Below are 25,248 nucleotides of genomic sequence, written 5' to 3' on the forward strand. Positions count from 1 at the left end.
CATCCAAGTGTTGCCGGACTCTTCACCTCATCCCATATAGCTTGCTGCACCGGGCGACGCCTGTACGCCCGCCGGAGTATCCATGCACCAGACCCTGCCCGTACTGCCGCTGCGGGACATCGTCGTCTTCCCGCACATGATCGTGCCGCTGTTCGTCGGGCGTGACAAATCGGTCGCCGCGCTGGAGGCGGCGATGGCCGCCGACAAGGAGATCTTCCTGGTCGCGCAGCTCGATGCCGCGGAGGACGATCCAGCGCGCGCCGACCTGCACGAGGTCGGCGTCACCGCGACCGTGCTGCAGCTCCTGAAGCTGCCCGACGGCACTGTCCGGGTGCTGGTCGAGGGCGCGGCGCGCGCGCGGATGGTCGAGCTTGACGGCGGCGGCGCGTACCTGACCGCGACGATCGAGCCGGTCGCCGACGACGCGGCGGAGGGGCCGGAGGTCGAGGCGCTGATGCGCTCCGTCGTCACCCAGTTCGAGACCTGGGCCAAGGGCAATCGCAAGACCCCGGCCGAGACGGCGGTGCAGCTGGGTGAGATTGAGGACGCGGGCAAGCTCGCCGACGCGGTGATGGCGAATCTGAAGGTCAAGGTTGCCGACAAGCAGGCGCTGCTGGTCGAGCCGGACCCCCGGAAGCGATTGGAGATGGCGTTCGCGCTGATGGAGGGCGAGCTGGGCGTCCTCCAGGTCGAGAAGAAGATCAAGACGCGCGTCAAGCGGCAGATGGAGAAGACACAGCGCGAATATTATCTGAACGAGCAGCTGAAGGCGATCCAGCGCGAGCTGGGCAATCATGACGACGAGAGCGACGGCGACGAGATCGCGGAGCTGACTCAAAAGATCGCGACGCTGAAGCTGTCCAAGGAGGCGCGAACCAAGGCGACCGCCGAGCTGAAGAAGCTGAAGTCGATGGCGCCGATGAGCGCCGAGGCGACGGTGGTGCGCAACTATCTGGATGTGCTGCTGGGGCTTCCCTGGGGCAAGAAATCCAAGGTCAAGAAGGACATCGCCGCGGCACAGGCGGTGCTGGACGAGGACCATTATGCGCTGGAGAAGGTCAAGGACCGGATCGTCGAGTATCTGGCGGTGCAGGCGCGCACGCAGAAGCTGAAGGGGCCGATCCTGTGCCTGGTCGGGCCGCCCGGTGTCGGCAAGACCTCGCTTGGTCAGTCGATCGCGCGCGCGACCGGTCGCGAGTTCGTGCGTCAGTCGCTCGGCGGCGTGCGCGACGAGGCGGAGATCCGCGGCCATCGCCGGACCTATATCGGCTCGCTGCCCGGCAAGATCGTGACCAATCTGAAGAAGGCGGGCAGCAGCAATCCACTGTTCCTGCTGGACGAGATCGACAAGCTGGGTCAGGATTTTCGCGGCGATCCGGCGTCTGCGCTTTTGGAGGTGCTCGACCCCGAACAGAACGGCAAGTTCCAGGATCACTATCTCGAGATCGACCTCGACCTTTCCGACATCATGTTCGTCTGCACCGCGAACACGCTCAACCTGCCGCAGCCGCTGCTGGACCGGATGGAGATCATCCGGCTGGAGGGCTATACCGAGGACGAGAAGGTCGAGATTGCCGAGCGCCACCTGCTGGCGAAGCAGTTAGAGGCGCATGGGCTGAAGCCCGGCGAGTTCACGCTGACGCATGACGGGCTGCGCGCGCTGATCCAGCGCTACACCCGCGAGGCGGGGGTGCGGACGCTGGAGCGCGAGATCGCCAAGCTGATGCGCAAGGCCCTGCGCCGCATCCTGGAAGGCAAGGAGACCAGCGTCACCGTCACGCCCGACAATCTTCATGAATTTGCGGGTGTACAGAAGTACCGGCATGGGCTGAGCGAGACGGAGCATCAGATCGGCGCGGTCACCGGCCTGGCCTGGACCGAGGTCGGCGGGGAGCTGCTGACAATCGAGTCGGTGACGGTACCGGGCAAGGGCGCGGCAAAGCTGACCGGCACGCTGGGCGACGTGATGAAGGAGTCGATCGAAACCGCCTTCTCCTTCGTCAAGGCGCGCAGCCCGAGCTATGGGATCAAGCCCAGCGTCTTCCAGCGCAAGGACATCCACATCCACCTGCCCGAAGGCGCGACGCCCAAGGACGGGCCGTCGGCCGGGGTCGGCATCGTCACCTCGATCGTGTCGACGCTGACCGGGACGCCGGTGCGCAAGGAGGTGGCGATGACGGGCGAGGTGACGCTGCGCGGCCGCGTGCTGCCGATCGGTGGTTTGAAGGAGAAGCTGCTGGCGGCGCTGCGCGGCGGCATCGAGACGGTGCTGATCCCGGCGGAGAACGAGAAGGACCTCGCCGACATCCCGCAGAACATCCTGGACGGGCTGAAGATCGTGCCGGTCAAGCATGTCGACGAGGTACTGGCGCTCGCGCTGACGCAGCCGGTCGAGGCGATCGACTGGTCGGAGGCGGACGAGCTGGCGGCGCTGCCGCCGGGCGCGCAGATCGCGCCGCCGCCCGCTGTGCCGATCGTGGGCGAACTGCACCATTGAGCGCCGCTGGACGGCATTGACACAGGTTATCCGGCGGGGGTTAACTACTCGCTTGCTATCCGCGCGATTCTGATGCGCCACACACCAGCAGACGAGGGGTCAAGGGGCATGAACAAACAGGAGCTGATCGCGGCCGTGGCCGACACCTCGGGACTGACCAAGGGCGATGCGGTCAAGGCAGTGGAAGCGGTGTTCGAGGCGATCTCCGGCGCGCTGAAGCGGGGGGATGAGGTCCGGCTGGTGGGGTTCGGCACCTTCTCGCTATCCAAGCGCAAGGCCTCGACCGGCCGCAACCCGCGTACCGGCGAGCCGATGACCATCAAAGCGTCGAGCCAGCCGAAGTTCAAGGCCGGCAAGGGGCTGAAGGACAGCGTCAACTGAGCCGCGGCGCGCATGGGGGCGTGTTTCGGCTTACCACCGGAGCAGCCATTGGGTGCGGCATTTTGCTTGGGCCGCTGCTGTTCTTTGGCTTGGGACACCTGCTCTGGCTGATCTTCGGCGACAGCAACCCGTAGGGCGTGACCGGCACGTCGCACTGGACACCATCGCGCGCCTTGCCTAACAGGCCGGCTTCCGATGCGCCGGGCACGGGCACGGGCGCGTAGCTCAGCGGTAGAGCACACCCTTCACACGGGTGGGGTCACAGGTTCAATCCCTGTCGCGCCCACCACTTCGTCAACGACCTAGTGGCGTTGCCCAGCCGATCCCCTAATTTGCGTTGGCAGATGATTTGGGGACTGGCGCTGAACCGCTCCCGGCCGCTGAACGTCGAGGGGTCTATCGGGTCAGCTGCTGATCGCCGGAGCACTTGGCGGTCGGGGTTGATCTCGCCGCCGCCGCCAGGCCGGGAGCGCCTCCGGGTTCACCAGCGATGGCGGCGGCTCGTCGCGCAACAGGCGGCGAATGCCGTGAAGCGCGTGGCGCGACCCCTTTGGTACGGACAGCGGGCCCGTCGCCATGATGCCGCCGACGCCGTCACCCGCCTCGACGCCGAGGACCGACAGTCTCATCTCGCGCAACCGGTGAAGCGCATACATCCCGCCGAAACCGGCCCCGACAACGATCGCGTCGAGCCGCTTGGCATCCCTGGGCTGCGACATGGCACGTCCTTGCTGACCTCGGTTGAGGCAGCGGTCTGCCCGAGGGCGGCGAGCAGCGTCCAACCGCGACGATAGCGGCGGCGCAACATCACATCCGTGTCTGATCGTCCGGCCGGTCAGGTCAGCCTGATCGCGCCCGCCGCCTCGAACGACGCGCAGTCGTCCGCATCATATCCCAGTTCGCGGAGAATGGCCGCGCTATGCTCGCCGGCCTGCGGTGCGCGCGTCAGCGGCGCGCGCGGCGATGCGCTGAGCCGGATCGGCGCGCGCACGATCGGGGCGGGCGCGGGCGTGCCGGGATAATGCATTTTCTCGACCAGCCCCGCGCCCTGCACCTGCGGGTGCGCGATGACCTGGGAGGGGGCGAGGACCTCGCCTGCGGGAACGCGCGCTTCGCCCAGCGCGGCGATCGCCTCGGCGTTCGTTCGCCCGGCGCACCAGGCCGTCATCCGCTCGCTCAGTGATGCCCCATTGTCGCCCCGCGCCATGTCGTTGGCGTAGCGCGGGTCGTCGATCAGCTCCGGCGCGCCGATCAGCAAGGCCAAGCGCGCGAAGATCGCGTTGCCCACGACATGCGTGACGATCCAGCCATCGCGGGTGCGAAACATGTCCGTCGGCGCCGAGCCAAAGCTGCGATTGCCGAGCGGCTGGCGCTCGGCGCCGGTCAGCGCATGATCGATCGCCAGCCCGTTGGTCATCGCCACCGCGGTACCCAGCAAGGAACCCGAGACCTGCTGCCCCTGTCCCGTCCGATCGCGTTCACGCAGCGCCACCATTGCACCAAATGCGCAGTGCAGCGCGGTGCCATAATCGACATAGGTGACCTGCGCGCGATAAGGCTGATCGGCCGTGCCCGTCAGGTGCACGCCGCCCGCCATCGCCTGCCCCACGCTGTCGAAGCCGACCCGGCCCGCCATCGGACCCGTGTCGCCGAATGCGGACATGGTGACGAGGATGATGTCGGGCTTGATCGCCGCCAGCGAGGCGAGATCGAGCCCAGCCTTTGCCAGTGCATCGGCGGGCATGTTCGCGACGACGATATCGGCGGTCGCGACCAGCCGCCGCACAATCGCGCGGCCGCCTTCGCTCGACAGCGCCAGCGCAAGCGAACGCTTGTTGCGATTCATCTGAAGGAAACCCGCGCCCGAGCCGTCGGCGGCGACCGGAACCGGAAAGCGATCTTCGTTGCCGCCGATGCGCTCGACCCGGATGACGTCCGCGCCATAATCGCCGAGCAGCGCTGCGCAGTAGGGACCGGCGATGTAGCGGCCGAAATCGAGGACGCGGATACCCGCCAGCGGAGCCATGCCTGCCTGATAGCGCGGGGAAATCCGCCAATGCAAAGGGTTCGGCGCAGAGGGGCCCGCACGTAAGCGCATATCTGCAGCGTGATCGCCTTGGACGGTCCGTGGTCGCGTCAGGTTTGGTCGGTCCCGCCCGCGTCAAACCAGGGTTTTCAATTGGTCTGACAGCGTGTTGGGCTTTTTGGCCCAGCGTAATTGCGTGTCGGCTGCATTTGCCGAATTCGGCCACACGGCCTCTGCCGCTTCGGTCAATGAAGGCGCATTGTCTGAGGCATTCCCTTCGCGGGGGTGACAACCCGCCCCTACCCCGCTAAGCGCCCCCGCTTCCCATCAACGCGCGACCATAGCGAAAGCGAGTGCATCATCATGAATCTGAACGACCTCCGCGACAATCCTGGCGCGCGTAAATCCAAGATCCGCGTCGGCCGTGGCATCGGCTCCGGCAAGGGCAAGACCGGCGGGCGCGGGCAGAAGGGGCAGAAGAGCCGCGAGGGCGTCTCCATTGCGGGCTTCGAGGGCGGGCAGATGCCGCTCCACATGCGGCTGCCCAAGCGCGGCTTCAACAACATCTTCGCCAAAGATCATGCCGAGGTGAACCTGGGCGCGATCCAGAAGGCGGTCGATGCCGGCACGCTGACCGGGGCCACGGTCGATCATGCGGCGCTCAAGGCCGCGGGGCTGGCGCGCGGCGGCAAGGACGGCGTTCGCCTGCTCGCCAAGGGCACGCTGACCGCGGTGCTCAACTTCACCGTCGCCGGGGTCAGCGCCGGCGCGCGCGCTGCGGTCGAGGCCGCGGGCGGCACGGTCGCGGTGATCGAGGTCGTCAGCCCCGCCGACAAGGCGGCGGCGAAGAAGGGCGTCAAGTACAAGGAGCGTCAGGCGCACAAGGCGTCGTTCAAGGCCTGATCGCCTGCGTCGCCCGGCAAGTGCGCCGGGCCCAACCGGCCGCAGGCGATCGGCGTGCGGCAAGGTGGATGGCGGCGCAATGCCGGCATAACGGCGCGGAGACGGCGTGCGAGGGCCCGGGCTCCTGCCTTCGCAGGAGCGCGGCGCCATTAGACAAGTGCCTCCCGCCACCTATATGACCGCGGCAACGGCCGATCCGCCGACCATCTCGGGACTTCTTCATGGCATCCGCAGCCGACCGACTTTCCATTGGCCTGAGCCCAGGCAGGCTCGCCCAGGCGACCGACCTCAAGAAGCGGCTGTGGTTCACGATCGGCGCGCTGATCGTGTTCCGCGCACTCAGCTATGTGCCGTTGCCGGGGATCGATCCGACCGCGCTGGGCCTGCTGTCGGACCGCACCAACGGCGGCGTGCTCGACTTCTTCAACACCTTCTCCGGCGGCTCGCTCAAGCGGATGAGCCTGATTGCGCTCGGCGTGATGCCCTACATCACCGCCTCGATCGTCGTGCAGCTCGCCACCTCGCTGTCGCCGCAGCTCGCCGCGATCAAGAAGGAGGGCGAGAGCGGGCGCAAGAAGCTCAACCAGTATACCCGCTACGGTACGGTGCTGCTCACCGCGATCCAGGGCTATTTCATCTCTGTCGGGCTGGAGACGATCGGCGCCAACCAGGGCGTGCAGGCGGTGGTGGAGCCCGGCATGCTGTTCCGCGTCGCCGCGGTCATCAGCCTGATCGGCGGCACCATGTTCCTGATGTGGCTGGGCGAACAGATCACCAGCCGCGGCATCGGCAACGGCGTGTCGCTCATCATCATGGCGGGCATCGTCGCCAACCTGCCGACGACGCTGGTCAACCTCTTGGAAAGCGCACGGTCGGGCCAGGGCAATATCGGCGGGGCGCAGCTGGGCGGCATCATCGTCGCGGTCGCCGCGCTGATCCTGTTCATCTGCTTCATGGAGCGCGCGCAGCGCCGCATCCTGATCCAATATCCCAAGCGCCAGACCCAGCGTGGGATGCAGGCGGAGCGCAGCCACCTCCCGCTCAAGATCAACACCGCGGGCGTGATCCCGCCGATCTTCGCGTCGTCCTTGCTGCTGATGCCGCTGACGATCAGCCAGTTCGCGGGCAGCCATGTCGCGGGCGAGAGCCGCTGGGGCGACTTCATCCTGACATTGAACCAGTATCTGCAGCACGGCTCCCCGGTCTACATGGCGCTCTACGCCGCCGGGATCATCTTCTTCTCCTTCTTCTACACCGCGGTGGTGTTCAACCCGGAGGAGACGGCGGACAATCTGAAGCGCTATGGCGGCTTCATCCCCGGCATCCGGCCCGGCAAGAACACCGAGACGTACTTCGATTACGTGCTCACCCGCATCACGGTAATCGGGGCCGCCTATCTGGTCGTGATCTGCCTGCTGCCGGAATATCTGGTCACCGCGCTCAGCATTCCGTTCTACCTGGGCGGCACGTCGCTGTTGATCGTCGTCAATGTGACGATGGACACGGTGACGCAGATCCAGAGCCATCTGCTGGCGCATCAATATGGCGACCTCATCAAGAAGGCGAAGCTGAAGGGCGGCCGGCTGCGTTAAGCGTGGCGGCGGAAGGGGAGCGAAAGCCCGTGAACATCATCCTGTTGGGGCCGCCGGGCGCGGGCAAGGGTACGCAGGCGAGCAGCCTGGTCGCGCGCCGCGGCATGGTGCAGCTGTCGACCGGCGACATGCTGCGTGCCGCGGTCAAGGCGGAGACGCCGGTCGGGCTGCAGGCCAAGGCGGTGATGGCGTCGGGCGCGCTGGTTTCGGACCCGATCGTGTCGGCGCTGATCGGGGAGCGGCTGGATCAGGGCGATACCGGCAGCGGCGTGATCTTCGACGGCTTCCCGCGGACGGCGGCGCAGGCCGAGGCGCTCGACCTGCTGCTGGCGGAGCGCGGGCAGCAGCTGGATCATGTCATCGAGCTGACGGTCGACGAAGCGGTGCTGACCGAACGCATCGTCGGGCGCTACACCTGCGCGCAGTGCGGCGAGGGGTATCACGACCGCTTCAAACAGCCGGCGGTGGCGGGCGTCTGCGATGTCTGCGGATCGACCAGTTTCAAGCGCCGCCCCGACGACACCGCGGAGACGATCGCAACCCGAATGAGCATCTATCGGGGCGAGACCGCGCCGATCCTGCCCTTCTACGTCGCGCGCGGGCTGGTCGCGCAGGTCGACGGCATGGCCGACATCGAGCAGGTGACGGCCGCGATCGGGGCTGTGCTAGACGGGTAGGCCGCATTCCGCTGATATGGTAGGAAGGGGCAATGGGAAGCGAGCAGCGCGTTAGTGCCGATGCGGGAGCGGGGCCACAGCGTGTACCGCTCACGGTGAGCGATTTCCTCACGCTCGACGAGTCTGGCGCCTTCGAGGGGCTTAGGCGCGTGGAGCTCATCGACGGAGAAATCTTCACGGTGGCGCCGCTGTGTTTTCCGCACGGCGATACGTTGTTTGAGCTGACGATGGCCGTCGGGCTCGCGGTACGGCAGGTGAGAGGGTTCAAAGCGACAACCCCTGTGTCGGCTGAATTGGATAACAACAATTTGTAGGAGGCGGACCTGCTGGTGGTGCGGGAGGGGGCGGGGGATCGGTTCGTCACGCCTTAGTTCGCGCAGATCATGATTGAGGTTTCCGCTAGCTAGTTGAGCCATGATCTCGGCCGCAAGCTCCGTCTTTACGCGCGCTCGCAAGTGCGGAATATTGGGTTGCGGATGTGATTGGGCGCCGCATCATCCGGCTCCACGCGCCTGCGGGCGAGGCCTATGCCGAGCGGGCCGAGTTCGCGTTCGGCGAGCGCATCGCCTCCGCCACCATCCCAAACCTGATCGTCGACACCGCCCGCCTCGCCTGAGTGGCCTGACGGCGAATGACAGGCTTTTCACCCGCGCTTCACCGCCGCCACCGCGCCGGACCGCTACATCGGCTTCAGGAGCGAAAGCTCCCTTGGATCGGCGCCCGAACTCCCGGAGGGTGTCGAGGGGCCGGCGACGGTGTGTGGTCGCCGGCCCCATTCCCTTCCCGGCCGGGCGCGGCGTAGAGGGACAGGAATGACCCGCAAGATCCTGATCGTCGAGGACGATGCGTCCACCGCCGACTATCTCGCCAAGGGCATGGCGGAGGCCGGCTATGCGGTGGAGCGGTGCGGCAACGGCCGCGACGGGCTGTTCCTGGCGAGCGAGGGCATCTTCGACCTGATCGTCGCCGACCGCATGCTGCCCGGGCTCGACGGGCTGGCGATGGTGAGCGCGGTGCGGGCCGCTGGGATCACCACCCCCGTGCTGATGCTGACCGCGCTCGCCAGTGTCGACGATCGGGTGGACGGCCTGCGCGCGGGCGCCGATGATTACCTGTGCAAGCCCTTTTCCTTTGCCGAGCTGTTTGCGCGCGTCGACGCCCTGTTCCGCCGGGCGGAGCGGAGCGGCGGCGAGCGACAGCGGACGCGGCTGACCGTCGGTGACCTGGAGATCGACCTGCTCGCCCGCACCGTCACCCGCGCCGGGCGGGTCGTGCCGCTGGGCGCGCGCGAGTTCAGCCTGCTGGAGTTCCTCGCCCGCCATGCCGGCCAGGTCGTCACCCGCACGATGATGCTGGAGAAGATCTGGAACTATCATTTCGACCCGGGCTCGAACGTCGTCGACGTCCATATCGGCCGGCTGCGGCGCAAACTGGAGGAGGGCTTTGCGACGCCGATCCTCCACACCGTGCGCGGCGCGGGGTACAGGCTGGCCGCCTGACGACGCCGCGCCTTTCGGTCACGGCGCGGATCGCACTGCTGTCGATCGCGCTGGCGCTCGCCTCCAACCTGTTCCTGGTCGCCGCGGTGTGGCGGCAGACGCGGACCAATGCGCTCGACGCGGTCCGGCGAGAGACGGTGGAGCAGGCCGATGCGCTGGAGGCGGTTTGGCGGTCGGGCGGCATGCCCGCGCTGCGGACCGCGCTCCACGACGCCGCCGTGCCGCGCGATCAGGCGCAGGTGCTGGGCCTGGCCGACGCGCACGGAAGGCGGCTGGCCGGCAACCTGCCCGCGCCGCTGGGCGTGCCGCTGCAGCGCACCGGTTTCCGCGTCGCCGCGCTGGATCGCGATGGCGCCGCCCGCGACGTTGCCTATGCGCTGCACCCGGTGGGTGAGGACTGGCTGCTGGCCGGGCGCAGCCTGGACCTGCTCGCGGCCGAGCAGCGCGCGCTGGAGCGGGCGCTCGGCATCGCCGCCCTGCTATCGCTGGTGCTCGGTGTCGCCGCCGGCCTGGTGCTGGCGCGCTATGTCGGCCGGCGGCTCGATCGCATTGCCGCCGTGATCGATGCGGCGGGCGGCGGCGACCTGTCGCGCCGGGTCGGCGGCGGCGGCGGCGAGGCGGGGGGCGATGCGTTCGATCGGCTGGCCGGGCGGCTGGACGCGATGCTGGAAAAGATCGAGCGGCTGATGAGCGAGCTGCGCGTCGTCACCGACGGGCTGGCGCACGACCTGCGCTCGCCGCTCGCGCGGCTGCGGACGCGCGCGGAACAGGCGGCGCTGGCGGATGCGGGGGTGCGGGAGGCGGCGCTGAACGGGCTCATCGTCGAGACCGACCTGGTGATGCGGATGCTGACCACGGCGATCGAGATCAGCCGGTCGGAAGCGGTGGCGAAGGATCGGCTGCAGCCCGCGGCGCCCGGCGACCTGGTGGCGGAGATCGCCGATCTGTATCAGCCGGTGGCCGAGGAGGCGGGGCTTGCCTTCACGCTGGCGCTCGATGTCGAGCCCGCGGCGATGTTGCTGCATCGCGAGTTGCTGAGCCAGGCGGTCGCCAACCTGCTCGACAATGCGATCAAGCATGGCGGCAGCGGCGGCGAGGTGACGTTGCGGCTGACCGCGCCTGCGGGGGCGGTGGCGATCTCGGTGGAGGACCGCGGCCCCGGCATCGCCGCGGCGGATCGCACCCACGCGCTGAAACGCTTCGGGCGGCTCGATGCGGCGCGATCGACCCCGGGCGCGGGGCTGGGCATGGCGCTGGTCGAGGCGGTGGCGCGACTCCACGGCGGCCGGTTCGAGCTGGTCGCGAACGAGCCCGGGCTGATCGCTCGGCTCGTGTTGCCGGTGCGGTGAAAAAGCGACGGAGCCGGTCGCGCCGCGGCGGGACGATGCTATGGTGCGGCGGTCGCGGCGTTCAAAAGGTGGTGGGGACCACCGGGCCGGGCGGGTCGCTCCTCCCCGTACTTGATCCGCCGGAGGGGCCATGACCGTCAGCATTGAATCGGACAGCGACCGCAACACTTATGAGGTCTGGAAGCAGGAGCAGGCGAGCTCGTGCGGCGTCGCCAGCATCTGGATGGCGCGGGGCCTGGTCAAGCAGCAGTGCATCGACGAGGACGAATGGCCGCTCGCGCAGCGAGTGTTCAGCGGCGCGGTGCGCGGCGCAATGAACGCCGCCGGAGGCGATCGCTTTCCGGTCTGCTACAACCCCGGCGCCTTTCCGAAGAACCAGAGCAGCATGGGGAGCACCTTTTCCCAGTTCGGGCTGTTCTCCAGCCAGGTGGCGACCGGGCTGCAGAATGAGGGCCTGCACGCGAACTTCATCGGTGCGCAGTCGATCAACCCCGTCAACCTGGGGCCGGGCAAGGCGGTGATCGCCTTTGTCCGCTGGCGTCCGGCCGGCAACGGGGCCCACTTCGTCTGCGCCGCGCGCATGGCCAACAACGGCGCGGTCGTGTTCCTCGATCCGTGGGACGGCAAGGTCAACGAACAATGGAACAACGGCACCTATGCCGCGCGCTATGGCGGCGTCGGCGACATCCTGCAGGTGATCAACGTCTGGCGCTGAGCGTTGCTGCCGATAGTGCACGCGTGATCGCGTTTATGGTTCCGCAACCGTTGACAGCGCCGGGGCCGACGCCTAACTGAGGGTCACTTCCGACCACCGGTTCCCGGCGGCGCTCTTTTGCGCTCGCCGCGCTTATGCGTTCAGGAGCTGTGCGTTTCGGAATGCAACGCGTCGAGATGGGTGCCGTGCTGCCATGCCGGTCCCGTGGAGCAGGAGAACAGGTTTCATGGCACGTATTGCGGGGGTCAACATCCCGACCAACAAGCGCGTGGTGATCGCGCTGACGTACATTCACGGGATCGGCCCGGCCAAGGCCAAGCAGATCACCGACAAGCTGAGCATCGCGCCCGAGCGCCGGGTGCAGGACCTGACCGATCAGGAAGTGCTGCAGATCCGTGAGACGATCGACGCCGATCATAGTGTCGAGGGCGACCTGCGCCGCGAGACGGCGATGAACATCAAGCGGCTGATGGACCTGGCCTGCTATCGCGGCCTTCGTCATCGCAAGGGTCTGCCCGTGCACGGCCAGCGCACGCACACCAACGCGCGCACCCGCAAGGGCAAGGCCAAGCCGATCGCCGGCAAGAAGAAGTAAGCGGCGGCCGATCGAGCCTCTACTTAGCCTCTACTTCCGGCAATCGCCGCTTCCAGATTTCAGGTCAGGACCAGCCACATGGCTCAAGCACCCCAGCGCATTCGCCGTCGCGAGCGCAAGAACATCACGGCGGGCGTCGCCCACGTCAACGCCAGCTTCAACAACACCATGATCACCATCACCGACGCGCAGGGCAATGCGATCAGCTGGTCCAGCGCCGGGATGATGGGGTTCAAGGGCTCGCGCAAGTCGACGCCTTATGCGGCGCAGGTCGCGGCCGAGGACGCGGGCAAGAAGGCCGCCGAGCATGGCGTCCGCACGCTCGAGGTCGAGGTCAAGGGTCCGGGCTCGGGCCGCGAGTCGGCGCTGCGCGCGCTGCAGGCGGTCGGCTTTCAGATCACCTCGATCCGCGACGTCACCTCGATCCCGCACAACGGCGTCCGCCCGTCCAAGCGTCGTCGCGTTTAGTGTGACCCTAGTGTGACCTTTCGGCTCCGGCGGACGCGCCGGCGCCTTTCCATTCCCGGCCGCAACGTTTTCCCTTGCGGCCCAACCAGGGGACCAAAGCCTTGGCCGTCAATGCGAAGAACTGGCAGGAACTGAAGAAGCCCAACGCGCTGGAGCGCAAGGCGGGGGGTGACGGCAAGCGCCGGGCGACCTTCGTCGCCGAGCCGTTGGAGCGGGGCTTCGGGCTGACGCTCGGCAACGCGCTGCGGCGCGTGCTGCTGTCCAGCCTGCAGGGCGCCGCCGTCACCTCGATCAAGATCGAGAACGTGCTGCACGAGTTCTCCTCGCTCGCCGGGGTGCGGGAGGACGTGACCGACATCGTCCTCAACGTGAAGCAGATCGCGATCCGCATGCAGGGCGAAGGCCCCAAGCGGCTGCAGCTGTCCGCAACCGGCCCGGCCGACGTGAAGGCGGGCGATATCGCGGTCAGCGGCGATATCGAGATCATGAACAAGGATCTGCTGATCTGCCACCTCGACGAGGGTGCCACGCTCAACATGGAGCTGACCGCCGATATCGGGAAGGGCTATGTGCCTGCGACCGCGAACCGGCCGGCCGATGCGCCGATCGGTCTGATCCCCGTCGACGCGCTGTATTCGCCGGTGCGCCAGGTCAGCTACAAGGTCGATCCGACCCGTGTCGGGCAGGATCTGGACTATGACCGGCTGACGCTGACGGTCGAGACCGACGGCACGATCTCGCCCGACGATGCGGTGGGCTATGCCGGGCGCATCCTGCAGGACCAGCTGGCGCTGTTCGTGCAGTTCGACGAGGGTGCGATGCCGCGCTCGGCGCCGATCGGTCAGACCGCGATGCCGACCCAGGTCGCCGAGATCACCGGCGACACGCAGCAGATCAACCGCTACCTGCTCAAGAAGGTCGACGAGCTGGAGCTGTCGGTGCGCAGCGCCAACTGTCTCAAGAACGACAACATCATCTATATCGGCGATCTGGTCGGCAAGACCGAGGCCGAGATGCTACGCACGCCGAACTTCGGCCGCAAGTCGTTGAACGAGATCAAGGAAGTGCTGTCGTCGATGGGGCTGCGGCTGGGGATGGAAATCCCGGGCTGGCCGCCGGAGAACATCGAGGAAATGGCCAAGAAGCTCGAGCAGGAAATCATGGGCTGATCGCAGCGGATTAGCGCAGGCTAATCCGCGCCGCGGCGATCACCGCGGCCGGCGGGGTCGGCCAAGCCGTCCCGTTCGACCACGCGGCGTTGCCGCGGCGGGCCATGCGAGCCTTACGGGGGCACCCTTGAACGAGGGGTGTCCCCATTGCGTTCTGGCCGGTGCGTGCTGCAAAATCGAGTGCGCCGTCCTCTACGCACAGCGGAGCAGCATGCCATAGTTCGCTTGACTTAGCGTGGGTTAGCCACGCATCTGTCACTCAAGCTCGAACGGGATCGAGCGGGGATCGGCATGACGCAGCTGACGATCAACGCGACGGCGACGCGGTTCAACCTGTCGAGTGTTCCGGCGATGCCGGAGATCGTCCTGACCGCGGTCATGGGCGAGCCGCCGCGACCCGGCGCGCCGCCGGTGCCGCCGACCCCGCTGCCGCCCAACGCCGTCCTCGTCTGGCACGTGGCGCTGGCCTATCCGGGGTTCATCGCCGTGGCGCATGGCCTGACCCGGCCGGGCCGCGCGCGTACCCATCCCGCGATCGCGCCGATCATGGGCAACCCGGCGCGCGTGCCGTTCACCGAGGTGATGGGCGGGCGGCTGACCGTTCGGCTGGAGGTGACGATCGGCACGCAGAAGCTGTCCGCGACGCGCGACGACATCCTGATCGGCGGCACCAATCCGACCGCCGCGGAGCTGAGCGCGGCGGTGCAGACCAAGCTGATGCGGCAGATGATCCAGCAGGAAAGCGGCGGGGCGCAGTTCAATGACGGCCGCGGCGGTCTGCCCGCGACCGCGCTCAATCCCAACTGGTCGCAAGACCGGCTCCGCGGCGTCGGGCTCGGGCAGCTGACCAACCCGCCGCCGAGCGCCGACGACGCGTGGAACTGGCGCACCAATGCGGCGACGCTGCAGGTGCGGTTCCGTGGCAAGCGTGCATCGGGCAGCACACTGCACACGCGGATCATGGCGTCGGCGCGCTGGACGGGCGAGGTCGGGGCGCTGAACGAGTGGCGCCGTGCGGAGGGGCAGCCGCCGCTGCACGTCACGCTGCCCGCGCTGACCGCCGAACAGCAGGATTGGGAGGGGCTACGCGCGTATAACGGGTTCGGCGTCAAGGCGGATGGCCAGTATCTGGACTATATCCATGAGTTCGAGCCGCTGCTGACGACGCTGGTGTCGGCGACGCGCAAGGCGCCGAACGGCCAGCCGATGAAGAGCCCGCCGGTGCCCGATGTCGATGCGGCCGGGGTGGGCAGCTGGCGGCAGGTGACGGGGGCGGAACGCAACACGCGGTCGGGGGGCCAGGCGCCGGGCGATCCGAACTATGTCGCGCACGTGCTGGCGCAGCCGGGCTGATGCGCGGGCGGCTGATCCTGCTCGTCGCGGCGGCGCTGGCGCTCGGCGGGGCGGCGGGCCGCGCGCGTCCGCCGCGGCGACCAGCGGCGGCACCGCCAGCGACACGGGCGGCGGCGACACCGGCGACCACGGTGCTGATCGGCTTGCGCTGGCTGGGGCTGTGGCGGGACGGGCGCGTCACGCTGTCGCACGACGTGGCCGGCTTCACGCTGGGCGCGGCGCGATGGAGCGCGGACGGCCGGACGCTGGAGATCGCGGCGGATCGCGACGGCGCAACCGAGTCCGAAAGCGTCGTGCTGCTGTTCGACGCTCGCACGCTTGCCCCGCGCGGGCAGCGGATCGATGCAGAGGCGAGCGGATGGGCCGTGCGGACGCCCATTGGTACCGACCGGGGCGTGCCCGACGACCGTCGGCTGCTGCCGCGGGGCCTGGCGGCGCGGGCGGGGAACCTGTCGCGCGTCGTGGTCTCGCCGGACCGCCGGACCGCCGCCGTCTTCACGCCGCCGCCGCGGGCGGGCATGGCGTGGCCCGGCCGCCGGTGGGACCTGACGTCCGGGCGATCGCTGACCGGCGTGCCCCTCACCATCAACGACGGCAGCACGAGCGAGACCGGCCTGGCGCGTGCGGTCGCCTGTCTGTTGCCGCGCGGCGAGGGCGTGATCTACACCTTGGAAGGCCCGCCGGCGGACCGGGTTTCACAATTCCAGTCGTTCCTGCGTCGCTACGGCGCGATCACCCTGCGGACGCGCTACGTGATGAGCTGTCTCGCCGCCGCTGCTTGACTTTCGGGCGCGCCGGTGGTTCAGCTCCTCCTTCTCCGGGCGGGTTCCTTCCGCCTGGCTGCGACTACCTGATCCGGGTCGCGGACGAACCTGAAAGGACCAGATCATGCGTCATCGCGTCGGCGGCCGTAAGCTGCAGCGTACCTCCGCCCATCGCGCGGCCCTGTTCCGCAACATGGCGGCGGCCCTTATCAAGCACGAGCAGATCACGACCACGGTCGCCAAGGCCAAGGAGCTGCGGCCCTATGTCGAGAAGCTGATCACGCTGGCCAAGAAGGGCGGGCTGTCGAACCGCCGCCTGGCGCATGCCCGGCTGCTCGACGATACGCAGCTGGTCAAGCTGTTCGAGGTGCTGGCCGAGCGGTACGCGGCGCGTAACGGCGGCTACACCCGTGTCATCAAGGCGGGCATCCGCGCCTCGGACGCCTCGCCCATGGCGATCATCGAGTTCGTCGATCGCGACGTCAGCGCCAAGGGCCAGGACAGCGGCCCGGTGATGAGCGACGACGACGAGGATTACGACCTGGCGGCGTGATGCCGCGCGCGTGCTTAACGGGACGGTAGTGTTTGGCGGCGACAAGAGCGGCATGTCCGACGCTCCCCCCATCGCGCCCAAGCCAGGGGGCCGGCTGATCGTGACCGCCAGCGATCCGCTGTTCACGGTAGCGGTCGACCCATCGCGCCGCCACCTGCACTTCGTGATGAACGGGTTGTGGGACGCGCGCACCGGAGCGGCGTTCGGCGCGGCGGCAGGGTCGGCTATCGAAAAACTCGTGGCGGCAGGTGCCCCGTTCGGATCGCTTCGCACGCTGGTCGATGCACGCACGGCGGCGGTGATGCCGCAGCACATCATCGCCAACATGCAGGCCCTGGCGCAGAGCCAAGGCCCCGCGTCAGAGCGGGTGGCAATGCTGCTCGGCGGCATGCTGCAGAAGATGCAGTTCCAGCGTACCGTCCACGATCCCAATTTTCAGATCTTCTTCGACGAAGACGCTGCAATCGAATGGCTGTTCGCCGACTGACCTGACTGATTGCCGCCATCATGGTGGCACGCCCGTCCGGCTTTGCTATGCGCATGGCCATGCGCCACCCCGACACCATCCTCATTATCGACTTCGGCAGCCAGGTGACCCAGCTGATCGCGCGGCGGGTGCGCGAGGCCGGGGTTTATTCGGAGATCGCGCCGTTCACCACGGCAGCCGAGGCGTTCGCGCGGCTGCGGCCGCGGGGTGTGATCCTGTCGGGGTCGCCGGCCTCGGTGCTGGACGAGGGGTCGCCGCGGGTGCCCGCCACGATCTGGGACTCGGGGCTGCCGGTGCTGGGCATCTGCTACGGCCAGCAGGTGATGACCGCACAGGGCGGCGGCACGGTCGTGCTGGGCGACAGCGGCGAGTTCGGCCGCGCGTTCATCGAGATCACCGACGGCTGCGCGCTCTTCGACGGGCTGTGGCGGCCGGGTGAGACGCACCAGGTGTGGATGAGCCACGGCGACAAGGTGACGACGCTGGCGCCCGGCTTTCGACCGGTGGCGCAGAGCGCCGGCGCGCCGTTCGCGGTGATCGCCGACGACGAGCGCCGCCGCTACGCGATGCAATTTCACCCGGAGGTCGTCCATACCCCTGACGGCGCGAAGCTGCTCGCCAATTTCGTGCGCCATGTCTGCGGGTGCGCAGGCGACTGGACGATGGCGGAATATCGCGCTGCGAAGATCGCCGACATCCGCGCACAGGTTGGCGCCGGGCGCGTGATCTGCGGGCTTTCGGGCGGGGTCGATTCCGCGGTCGCCGCCGTGCTGATCCACGAAGCCGTCGGCGAGCAGCTGACCTGTGTGTTCGTGGACCACGGGCTGATGCGGACGGGCGAAGCGGAGCAGGTCGTGTCGCTGTTCCGCGGCCATTACAACATCCCCCTCGTCCATGTGGAAGCGGAGACGCTGTTCCTCGACGGGCTGGCGGGCGCCACCGATCCGGAGGCGAAGCGCAAGTTCATTGGCAGAACCTTCATCGAGGTATTCGAGGCGGAAGCGCGCAAGATCGGCGGCGCGAAGTTCCTGGCGCAGGGGACGCTCTATCCTGACGTGATCGAGAGCGTCAGCTTTACGGGCGGGCCGTCGGTGACGATCAAGAGCCACCACAATGTCGGCGGGCTACCCGAGCGGATGGACATGGCGCTGGTCGAGCCGCTGCGCGAACTGTTCAAGGACGAGGTCCGCGCGCTGGGCCGCGAGCTGGGGCTGAGCGAGGCGTTCGTCGGGAGGCATCCGTTTCCGGGGCCAGGGCTGGCGATCCGTATTCCCGGCGAGGTGACAAAGGAACGGTGCGACACGCTGCGCAAGGCGGACGCGATCTACCTGGAAGAGATCAGGAATGCGGGGCTGTACGACGCCATCTGGCAGGCGTTCGCGGTACTGCTGCCGGTGCGCAGCGTCGGGGTGATGGGCGACGGCCGCACCTATGACAATGTCCTCGCGTTGCGCGCAGTGACCTCGACCGACGGGATGACGGCGGAGTGTTTCGGCTTCCCGGGCGACTTCCTGCCAAGGGTGGCGACCCGTATCGTCAACGAGGTGCGCGGCGTGAACCGGGTGGTGTACGACTATACGTCGAAGCCGCCGGGAACAATCGAGTGGGAGTAGCCGCAGCGCGGCCAACTGTTGAGCGGCGTTTCTCGGCCGCGCCCGATCGATAAGGCGGCGAAAAGGTAATGACGGCTATGGGCGATCGGACGGCGGATAGCGGTCGCCCTGGGACGGGCGGTCGCCACCGTTGCCGCGCGCACTGGCGTCGTCGCGTTGCCCGATCGACGACGGCGCGTCGCGATACTCGACCACTCGGTTGCCGGTTAAGTCATCGAGGTCGCGTCTGCCGAACGTAGCGGAATCGTCGGCATTGGGCGTCTGGACATCGATCGCTCTGCTCTCGGACGGCGCCGTCTGCACGGCTGCCGGGACGCTCGACGAACCCGGATGCCACCACCTATAGACCGCGAACAGCAGTAACGCGGTGACGACTATGCCGGCCACGGCCCCAACCGGCATGAGGAACCGTTGATACGGCTCCGACCCCGAGCGGCTTCGACCGGCCGACCGATATGCTTCCGGCGCGGCCACGGTGCGATACGATCGGCGATCGTCCTCCGCGGCATCGTCACGTAGAGACGACGGTTCGCGGCGTGCGGGCTCGCTGCGCCGGACCAGCGTCTCGATCTGTTTGAGCCCCTTGTCGATCGACTGCAGGCGGGCCAGCGTGTCGTCGCCGTCGATCTGCTGCTGCAGGCTGCGGCGTTCTTCCTGAAGCGCCGCTACCTCTCGCCGGAGATCCGCGATCGCCGCGTCCTGCTCTGCGGCGGCGGCTTGGGCCTGGGCAAGCGAGGCCTCCAGCGCCTTGGCGGTGGCCGCTCCTTCGCCGACCTTCGCGCGCAACGTCGCATCGTCGCGGGCGACCTCGGCCAACGCGGCGGGCAGCAGCGCCAGCACCTCGGTGGCGAAACCCGACGGCAGCGGTCTGACGGTCGACGAAGGCGCGGCCGCGGAGCCGCCGGCGCGGACCAGGATCACCGCCCGCGAATGGTCGGGCGTAGGGCCGGGCAGCAGCGTCATGCGGCCGATCTGCTCGGCGATCAGGTCCCATTCGGCACCGTCCACCCGCGCGTCGATCACGTATAGTGCGGTGGTCGGCCCAGGGCCGGCGGCGCGGCGCCAGCCCGACAGCTGCGGCGGCATGGGCGCGGGGATGCCGACATATCGGGGAAGATAGTCGCTGCCCAGGAAGCTGCGCGCGACGGCGTCGGCCTGATCGACGCCGTCGCCGATCAGTTTCGCGGTCAACTGGCGCAGCCCGTCGAGCAGCATCCGCGGTTCACCGATGTCGCCATCGCGGACCCAGACGCCGACCCCCGCCTCGTTGCCGCGATCACCGAATTTCTTGTCCGCCGCGCGCGCATAGATCGCGATCCACCATAAAGGATGTCCGTCGATCAGCAGCCGCGCAATCTCCACCGCGAGGTCGTCGCCGGCCAGCGGCACCTCGTCGCGGAAGCCCGCGAAGCGCTCGGGCGGCGCCGGTGTCCATCCCGCGGCGTCCGCGCCAAGCCGCCGGACCCTCAGCCCGCCGTCATAGTAATGGGCGTCGAGCGCGACATCGACAGCGCCGGTGGCGCTCACGGACGATGCCCAGACACCAGGTCGAGGACGCGGTGAAAGGCGCGGACCAGCACGTGCTTCTGCGGCGGCTGCGGGAAGGGCGACACGCGAACCGCGCCATGCGCGGCGAGCGCATTGCCATAAAGCCGCGTCCACAGCCTGATTGGATAGCTCTGCACGTCCGCCAACACATCGTCGTTGATCGAGCGGGGGCGCAGCCCGCGCTCGTCGATGATCCCGGAGCAATAAGCATTGAGCGCCCGCTGATCGGGCGCGACCTTGATGGCCTGGAGCGCGGCAAGCGCCTGCGGGTAACGCTGCTGGACGAAGCGGTCGAGCGCCTCGCGATCTTCGGCGATGCCGATCGTGTGGTCGGCGCTGCGGGCAGCATGCGCGTCCCACTTCGTCACTAGCATCAGGTGGAAGTCGTGGCTGCGGTCGCCAGCGCGAATGCGGTCATAGGAGGCTAGCACGCCCTGGATCGCCTGCGATGCGCTTTTCAGCTCCTCCAGATCGGCCTGCACGTCGGGATCGGCGTACACCTCGCTCTGCGTATACGGCGCAAGGTAGAGAAACGTGATCGCGCCCTCATAGGTGGCGATGAACTCCTCGATCTCCTCCTGCAGGTCCTTGTAGAGGAAGCTGGCGCCGCCGGGCGAGCGCAGGCTGTCGCGTTCGGGACGGTAGAACTCGCCGTTGCTTTCCATGAATGCGAAGCGCGCCGCGAACTTGCCGTCGGCGGGGCGCAGTTCGACCGGGATGAAGAAGGGCAGGTCGATGTTCGTGCGCGGGATCTTGATGCGGTCGAGAAACGCCTGGGTCTTGACCTCAAAGGTGTGGCGCGCCTGATCGTGGATTTGCCGTCCCGTCGTGTTGCGCGCGCCCAGCAGCGGATCGCACAGCACCAGCCCCGCCTCAAGCCTCGGCTCGGCGATCAGCGTCGAGAAGAGCGACAGGAGCAGCGACGTCTTGCCGCTGGCGGCCGTGCCGAACAGGATGACGGGATGGAAGCCGCCGTCCTGCATCGCGGCGGCGAGCGTCGCGCCGAGCTGGCGTGTGTCGATCGGGTCGGCCGGTTCGGGCGCGGGTTCGGCGGCGACCGGCCGTGTGGTCGCAGGCCCAGCCGGTTGCTCCGCCTGCTCTTCCGCGATCGGGGCCGGCGACGGAACGGCGTTGGCATCGAACGGCTTGGGTCCTGCCGACACGCTTACATGCCCGTCGCGAGCGAGTGGGCGCGGGGCTGCGCCTCGATCCGGCTCGCCGCCGCCATGCTGAACAGATAGACCATCAGCAGGTCGAACCCGGCGGCGATCAGCAGGAATACCCACGTCGAGGGCTGATCGAGCCGTGAGAAGAACAGCGACGGCAGCTTGGCGACATTGCCCAGGCTCTGCGCCGCGGTGAGCGGCAACCCCTCGGGAATGGCCCTCACGTCCACCCGGCGCGACAGGCGGAAGCGCAGGTCACGATAGGCGGCGTCCTGCGCTTCCAACTCGCCGACGACGTGCGGCACCTGCGTCGGCTGATAGTTGGCCGCGACCTGACCGCGCAGCACGCCGACCGCCTGGCGCGCGCCTGCCGCATCGGCCGCGGTGCTCGCCAGCGCCGGATCGTTCCAGCTCGCTCTCGCGATCAGCCCGTCGATGCGCGTCCGGTAATCGCCGACGACCTCGTCGTTATGCGCACAGGTCTGTCCGGTTTCGCTGAGCTGGGTGAAGTTGGGCAGCTCGCGCTGCAGCTCGACGATCAGCCGGCGCGCCTCCGGCCCTTGGCCGCAATTAAGCGGATTTCGGATTTCGCTGAACAGCGCCTCGCTGAGCGACCGGACATGGTTGATGTGCGCCGCCGCGCCGCTGGTGGCCAGTCCGGTCTCCGCCGAGGTCTGCAGCTGCGCGAATTGCGCCTCCGACCGGTTGGCGGCGTCGACCAGGACCTGACCGCCCTCAAGGTAGAGCATCAGGCTGTTGTAGACTCCCGCCGCACTGACCAGCAGCAGCGGCGCGAACAGAATACGACGGTTGACGTTTTCGCCGACTTCGCGCGCCAGCGACCAGGCGAGCAGCGCCGCAACGAATGCGCAGATCAGTGCGACGAAGACGCCGAACTTCAGAAACAGGTTGAACCAGCCATAGGCGATGAAGAAACAGAAGATGATGGAGAAGACCAGCAGCAGCGTCTGCGCGCTGCGGCTCCGTCGCGTGCGCTCCTCGTTGCGTCTCGACACTCGCATTCCCCCTAGGTTGCGGCCGGCCCGGCTTCCGGTCTGCCGACGACGGCAGCGTCCGGACGGATTCGCGGCTTCGAAGTGTGTACCGGGAAACGCGGCGGCGCGCGTTACAAAAACTTTAACCTTGTGCCGGGGCAATACATGGCATCTGCTCATGCCCATTGTCGCGTATCCGGCCCGGACGCGGCGCTGCCGACGAGCGTGAACGGGAAAGCAGCATGATTGCACGGTCAATTGCAGGCGCGCTGGCGCTGATCACGGCGGCGGCGCCTGCCCAGCTTGATCCGCCCGCCTGGACCCGCCCGACCGCGCCGTTCCACATCGCCGGTCCGGTCTGGTATATCGGGACGGAGGGGCTGGCCGCCTATCTGATCCGGACGCGGTCCGGCGCCATCGTGCTCGACGGGACGATGGCGGAGAATGTGCCCGCGATCGAGCGTCACATCGCGGCGATCGGGGTCAGGCTGTCCGACGTCAGGCTGCTGCTCAACAGCCACGCGCATTTCGATCACGCCGCCGGGCTGCAACAGCTCAGGCACGACACCGGCGCGCGGCTGATGGCGGGCGCCGCGGACGCCGAGGCGCTGGCGACCGGGGTGCCGCCCGGCGAGACGAGCTACGGCGTGATCCGCTTTCCGCCGGTCGCGGTTGACCATCCGGTGCGCGACGGCGAGCGCGTGCGATTGGGGGAGGTCGTCCTCACCGCGATCGCGACGCCGGGGCATACGCCGGGCAACACCAGCTGGGCGCTGCGCGCGATGGAGGGCGGACGGACGCTCGACATTCTGTTCGTCGGCTCGCTGACGGTGGCGGGGAACAAGCTGGTCGGCAATCGGCGCTACCCCGGGATCGTGGCGGACTTCCGTCGCAGTTTCGAGCGGCTGGCGTCGGTGCACGCCGACGTGGTGCTGCCTGCGCATCCCGAGATCGCGGACGTACTGGGCCGCGAACGCCGCGCCGCAGCGGGCGAGCGGGGGGCGTTCGTCGCGCCGGCGCTGCTGGGGCAACTGGTCGCGGCGGCGCGGACCGCGTTCGAGGTGGAGTTGCTGCATCAGCGCGGTGGGTCGCCACGCGGGTAAGCCCGCAAGGTCGAACAGCGCCTGCGGCAAGGCGGCGGATTCGGCTCGCCGCCAAACCGACTCGACTCACCGCGTCGTGCTACTCGCAACGGAACCGGCGATTCCCTCGATCGCTGCGTCGCGGTCCATGCGCGCTGCCACGCTCACCTCGTCCATGATCCGCCGCATCGTCTTCGACGACGAGGCGCAGACGCTGCTCGTCTGCTTCCGCTCCGGCCTGCGCTACCTCTACGCCGGCGTGCCGCGGGCGGTGTATGACGGGCTGCGCCGGGCCGGATCGGCGGGACGGTTCTTCAACGAGGAGGTCCGGGGCCGATACGCGTGCCGGGCGGACCCGGCCCAGCGCAGATATCGGCCGACGGTGGACTAGCCTTCGCCGCCGTCGGCCGCGTGGTCAGCGGCTGGGGTCGATCAGGAACTTCTGCCCCGTCGCCTTGCGCTGATACGCCTCGACCGTTGCGGGCTGCAGCGCCTCCGCCAGGCTGATCGTGTGCGTGTAGTGGCTGGCGAACGTCGTCTTCAGCTCACGCGCGACGCGATCCTTCAGCGTCTGTGTCTTGGCCGGTCCTGCCTTGATGAGGAACGGGGTCAGCAGAAAGCCGCTGACGCTCCACGAGAAGCCGAAGCCGCGGTCGAGCAGCGTCGGGCCGGTATCGAGGCTGCCATAGATGTAGAGCTGCTTGAACGTGGTCGAGCCGTAGCGGCTATAGGCGCCGCCGTGGCGATTGGCGGCGGCTTCCATTGCATGGAGAACGGCGTTTCCGATCTTGCCGCCGCCGATCGCATCGAAGGCGACCGTTGCGCCGGTCGCCGCGACCGCATCGGTCAACGCCTCGCGAAAGCCGTCGGCCGTCGAGTCGACGACGTGCATCGCGCCCGCGTCGCGGAGCAGCTGCGCCTGGTCGGCCGAGCGGACCACGTTGACCAGCGGCACGCCGTCGGCAAGGCAGATGCGGTTGAGCATCTGGCCCAGGTTCGACGCGGCGGCGGTGTGGACGATCGCCTTGTGCCCCTCGGCGCGCATCGTCTCGACCATCGCCAGCGCGGTCAGCGGGTTGACGAACATCGACGCGCCGTCGGCGGCGCTGGCGTCGTCGGGCAGCACGATGGTGTCGCGGACCGGGAGCTTGCGATGGGTGGCGTACATGGCGCCGCCGAGCATGCCGACGCGCTTGCCGATCAGCGCCTGCTGGTTCTCACCGGCGGCGATCACGGTGCCCGCGCCCTCGTTGCCAACGGGCAGCGCCTGACCGAGCCGCGCCTGCATCATCTCCATCCGCTCGGGCGGGATCGTCAGCATCAGCGTCGGCTGCCCGGCGCTCCCACCCGGCTGCATCGTCGCGAGGTCGGCGGGGCCGAGCAGCAGGCCCAGGTCCGACGGATTGACCGGCGCCGCCTCAACGCGGACCAGCAGCTCGTCCGGGCCCGGAGCAGGCAGGGTGATCTCGTCGAGGCTGAGGCGCAGCTTGCCGTCGGACGTGACGAGCGAGCGGAGTTCGAGGGCGTCGGTGTCGGGCATGGGGGCTCTCCTTTTTTGCAGGCTCCATCGCGGAGTGGCGGGCGCGAGTAAATCCCGCGTTGTCGGGGGGGGCGTGTGCAGGTTGGCCGGGCGCCGCAGCAAAGCCGCCTTGCCGGACGGGTTCGGCGGTGCCGACCCGCCGGCCGCCTCGCCCGTCTGCGGCTGAGATTTGCTACGCGGCTGCGTGCTGCGGCGTGCGCCCGGGTGGACTCGAACCACCGACCACGAGCTTAGAAGGCACGTGCTCTATCCAGCTGAGCTACGGGCGCGCGCAGG

Annotated in this window: 26 protein-coding genes and 2 tRNA genes; 21 read left to right on the top strand and 7 right to left on the bottom strand. The window is 68.3% G+C overall.

Annotation, left to right across the window (positions count from 1 at the left end; translation table 11 throughout):
• Positions 1-82 precede the first annotated feature (82 nt).
• The 3 genes from lon (at position 83) to ACP2AD_RS01790 (ending at position 3,167) form a co-directional block, all read left to right on the top strand.
• Positions 83-2,497, top strand: a complete 2,415-nt coding sequence (lon, locus tag ACP2AD_RS01780; RefSeq protein ID WP_425228358.1) for an endopeptidase La — start codon at positions 83-85, stop codon at positions 2,495-2,497.
• Positions 2,498-2,605: 108 nt separating this feature from the next.
• Positions 2,606-2,878: an HU family DNA-binding protein gene (locus ACP2AD_RS01785; RefSeq protein ID WP_425228359.1), complete on the top strand. Its 273-nt coding sequence runs from the start codon at positions 2,606-2,608 to the stop codon at positions 2,876-2,878.
• 214 nt (positions 2,879-3,092) lie between these two features.
• A tRNA-Val gene (locus tag ACP2AD_RS01790) sits at positions 3,093-3,167 on the top strand.
• A gap of 115 nt (positions 3,168-3,282) precedes the next feature.
• On the opposite strand, the gene ACP2AD_RS01795 is transcribed toward ACP2AD_RS01790, so the two are convergent.
• Both ACP2AD_RS01795 and ACP2AD_RS01800 read right to left on the bottom strand, forming a co-directional pair.
• The gene (locus ACP2AD_RS01795) at positions 3,283-3,597 is read right to left on the bottom strand and encodes an NAD(P)-binding protein (protein WP_425228360.1); all 315 of its coding nucleotides are present in this window, start codon (positions 3,595-3,597) and stop codon (positions 3,283-3,285) included.
• Between the two features lie 116 nt (positions 3,598-3,713).
• The gene (locus ACP2AD_RS01800; protein WP_425228361.1) at positions 3,714-4,904 is read right to left on the bottom strand and encodes a CaiB/BaiF CoA transferase family protein; all 1,191 of its coding nucleotides are present in this window, start codon (positions 4,902-4,904) and stop codon (positions 3,714-3,716) included.
• 363 nt (positions 4,905-5,267) lie between these two features.
• Between ACP2AD_RS01800 and rplO the strand changes: the two genes are divergently transcribed.
• The 16 genes from rplO (at position 5,268) to guaA (ending at position 18,641) form a co-directional block, all read left to right on the top strand.
• Positions 5,268-5,807, top strand: a complete 540-nt coding sequence (rplO, locus tag ACP2AD_RS01805) for a 50S ribosomal protein L15 (protein ID WP_425228362.1) — start codon at positions 5,268-5,270, stop codon at positions 5,805-5,807.
• A 221-nt stretch (positions 5,808-6,028) separates the two neighbouring features.
• Complete coding sequence (gene secY, locus ACP2AD_RS01810) at positions 6,029-7,399, top strand: preprotein translocase subunit SecY (RefSeq protein ID WP_425228363.1); 1,371 nt, start codon at positions 6,029-6,031, stop codon at positions 7,397-7,399.
• Positions 7,400-7,428: 29 nt separating this feature from the next.
• Positions 7,429-8,076: an adenylate kinase gene (locus ACP2AD_RS01815; RefSeq protein WP_425228364.1), complete on the top strand. Its 648-nt coding sequence runs from the start codon at positions 7,429-7,431 to the stop codon at positions 8,074-8,076.
• A gap of 95 nt (positions 8,077-8,171) precedes the next feature.
• Positions 8,172-8,390, top strand: coding sequence for a hypothetical protein (locus ACP2AD_RS01820; protein ID WP_425228365.1), 219 nt, complete (start codon positions 8,172-8,174; stop codon positions 8,388-8,390).
• Between the two features lie 164 nt (positions 8,391-8,554).
• Positions 8,555-8,692, top strand: coding sequence for a hypothetical protein (locus ACP2AD_RS01825; RefSeq protein ID WP_425228366.1), 138 nt, complete (start codon positions 8,555-8,557; stop codon positions 8,690-8,692).
• Between the two features lie 196 nt (positions 8,693-8,888).
• On the top strand, positions 8,889-9,575 hold the full coding sequence (locus tag ACP2AD_RS01830) for a winged helix-turn-helix domain-containing protein (RefSeq protein WP_425228367.1): 687 nt from the start codon (positions 8,889-8,891) through the stop codon (positions 9,573-9,575).
• Between the two features lie 86 nt (positions 9,576-9,661).
• Complete coding sequence (locus ACP2AD_RS01835) at positions 9,662-10,924, top strand: sensor histidine kinase (protein ID WP_425228368.1); 1,263 nt, start codon at positions 9,662-9,664, stop codon at positions 10,922-10,924.
• 130 nt (positions 10,925-11,054) lie between these two features.
• Positions 11,055-11,639, top strand: a complete 585-nt coding sequence (locus ACP2AD_RS01840; RefSeq protein ID WP_425228369.1) for a hypothetical protein — start codon at positions 11,055-11,057, stop codon at positions 11,637-11,639.
• A 226-nt stretch (positions 11,640-11,865) separates the two neighbouring features.
• On the top strand, positions 11,866-12,234 hold the full coding sequence (gene rpsM, locus ACP2AD_RS01845) for a 30S ribosomal protein S13 (RefSeq protein ID WP_425228370.1): 369 nt from the start codon (positions 11,866-11,868) through the stop codon (positions 12,232-12,234).
• A gap of 78 nt (positions 12,235-12,312) precedes the next feature.
• The gene (gene rpsK / locus ACP2AD_RS01850; protein ID WP_019516037.1) at positions 12,313-12,702 is read left to right on the top strand and encodes a 30S ribosomal protein S11; all 390 of its coding nucleotides are present in this window, start codon (positions 12,313-12,315) and stop codon (positions 12,700-12,702) included.
• A 101-nt stretch (positions 12,703-12,803) separates the two neighbouring features.
• On the top strand, positions 12,804-13,871 hold the full coding sequence (locus tag ACP2AD_RS01855) for a DNA-directed RNA polymerase subunit alpha (RefSeq protein WP_425228371.1): 1,068 nt from the start codon (positions 12,804-12,806) through the stop codon (positions 13,869-13,871).
• 291 nt (positions 13,872-14,162) lie between these two features.
• Complete coding sequence (locus ACP2AD_RS01860) at positions 14,163-15,224, top strand: hypothetical protein (RefSeq protein WP_425228372.1); 1,062 nt, start codon at positions 14,163-14,165, stop codon at positions 15,222-15,224.
• A complete protein-coding gene (locus tag ACP2AD_RS01865; protein WP_425228373.1) occupies positions 15,224-16,006 on the top strand; it encodes a hypothetical protein in 783 nt (260 codons plus the stop codon). The genes ACP2AD_RS01860 and ACP2AD_RS01865 overlap by 1 nt, the downstream gene beginning before the upstream one ends.
• Positions 16,007-16,112: 106 nt before the next feature.
• Positions 16,113-16,541, top strand: coding sequence for a 50S ribosomal protein L17 (gene rplQ, locus ACP2AD_RS01870; protein WP_425228374.1), 429 nt, complete (start codon positions 16,113-16,115; stop codon positions 16,539-16,541).
• A gap of 52 nt (positions 16,542-16,593) precedes the next feature.
• Entirely contained in the window at positions 16,594-17,028 is a 435-nt protein-coding gene (locus tag ACP2AD_RS01875; protein ID WP_425228375.1) for a hypothetical protein, read from the top strand.
• Positions 17,029-17,087: 59 nt separating this feature from the next.
• Positions 17,088-18,641, top strand: coding sequence for a glutamine-hydrolyzing GMP synthase (gene guaA / locus ACP2AD_RS01880; protein WP_425228376.1), 1,554 nt, complete (start codon positions 17,088-17,090; stop codon positions 18,639-18,641).
• A gap of 75 nt (positions 18,642-18,716) precedes the next feature.
• On the opposite strand, the gene ACP2AD_RS01885 is transcribed toward guaA, so the two are convergent.
• Genes ACP2AD_RS01885 through ACP2AD_RS01895 form a run of 3 tightly spaced genes read right to left on the bottom strand, consistent with a single transcriptional unit; the run spans position 18,717 to position 22,371 of the window.
• On the bottom strand, positions 18,717-20,168 hold the full coding sequence (locus tag ACP2AD_RS01885; protein WP_425228377.1) for a hypothetical protein: 1,452 nt from the start codon (positions 20,166-20,168) through the stop codon (positions 18,717-18,719).
• Complete coding sequence (locus ACP2AD_RS01890; RefSeq protein WP_425228378.1) at positions 20,165-21,352, bottom strand: hypothetical protein; 1,188 nt, start codon at positions 21,350-21,352, stop codon at positions 20,165-20,167. The genes ACP2AD_RS01885 and ACP2AD_RS01890 overlap by 4 nt, the downstream gene beginning before the upstream one ends.
• A gap of 2 nt (positions 21,353-21,354) precedes the next feature.
• The gene (locus tag ACP2AD_RS01895) at positions 21,355-22,371 is read right to left on the bottom strand and encodes a hypothetical protein (RefSeq protein ID WP_425228379.1); all 1,017 of its coding nucleotides are present in this window, start codon (positions 22,369-22,371) and stop codon (positions 21,355-21,357) included.
• A 221-nt stretch (positions 22,372-22,592) separates the two neighbouring features.
• Between ACP2AD_RS01895 and bla the strand changes: the two genes are divergently transcribed.
• Together bla and ACP2AD_RS01905 are read left to right on the top strand one after the other, a co-directional pair.
• Positions 22,593-23,453, top strand: coding sequence for a subclass B3 metallo-beta-lactamase (gene bla, locus ACP2AD_RS01900; RefSeq protein WP_425228380.1), 861 nt, complete (start codon positions 22,593-22,595; stop codon positions 23,451-23,453).
• A gap of 127 nt (positions 23,454-23,580) precedes the next feature.
• Positions 23,581-23,823 (top strand): KTSC domain-containing protein, encoded by a 243-nt coding sequence (locus ACP2AD_RS01905; RefSeq protein WP_425228381.1) that lies wholly within the window; start codon positions 23,581-23,583, stop codon positions 23,821-23,823.
• A gap of 24 nt (positions 23,824-23,847) precedes the next feature.
• Here the strand turns inward: ACP2AD_RS01905 and ACP2AD_RS01910 are convergent, their stop codons facing one another.
• Positions 23,848-24,972 carry a zinc-binding dehydrogenase gene (locus ACP2AD_RS01910; protein WP_425228382.1) on the bottom strand — a complete coding sequence of 375 codons (1,125 nt, stop codon included), beginning with the start codon at positions 24,970-24,972 and terminating at the stop codon, positions 23,848-23,850.
• Between the two features lie 195 nt (positions 24,973-25,167).
• Positions 25,168-25,241: transfer RNA gene (locus tag ACP2AD_RS01915), tRNA-Arg, on the bottom strand.
• Positions 25,242-25,248 lie beyond the last annotated feature (7 nt).

The organism is Sphingomonas sp., from assembly GCF_965248875.1.
Lineage (GTDB): Bacteria > Pseudomonadota > Alphaproteobacteria > Sphingomonadales > Sphingomonadaceae > Sphingomonas.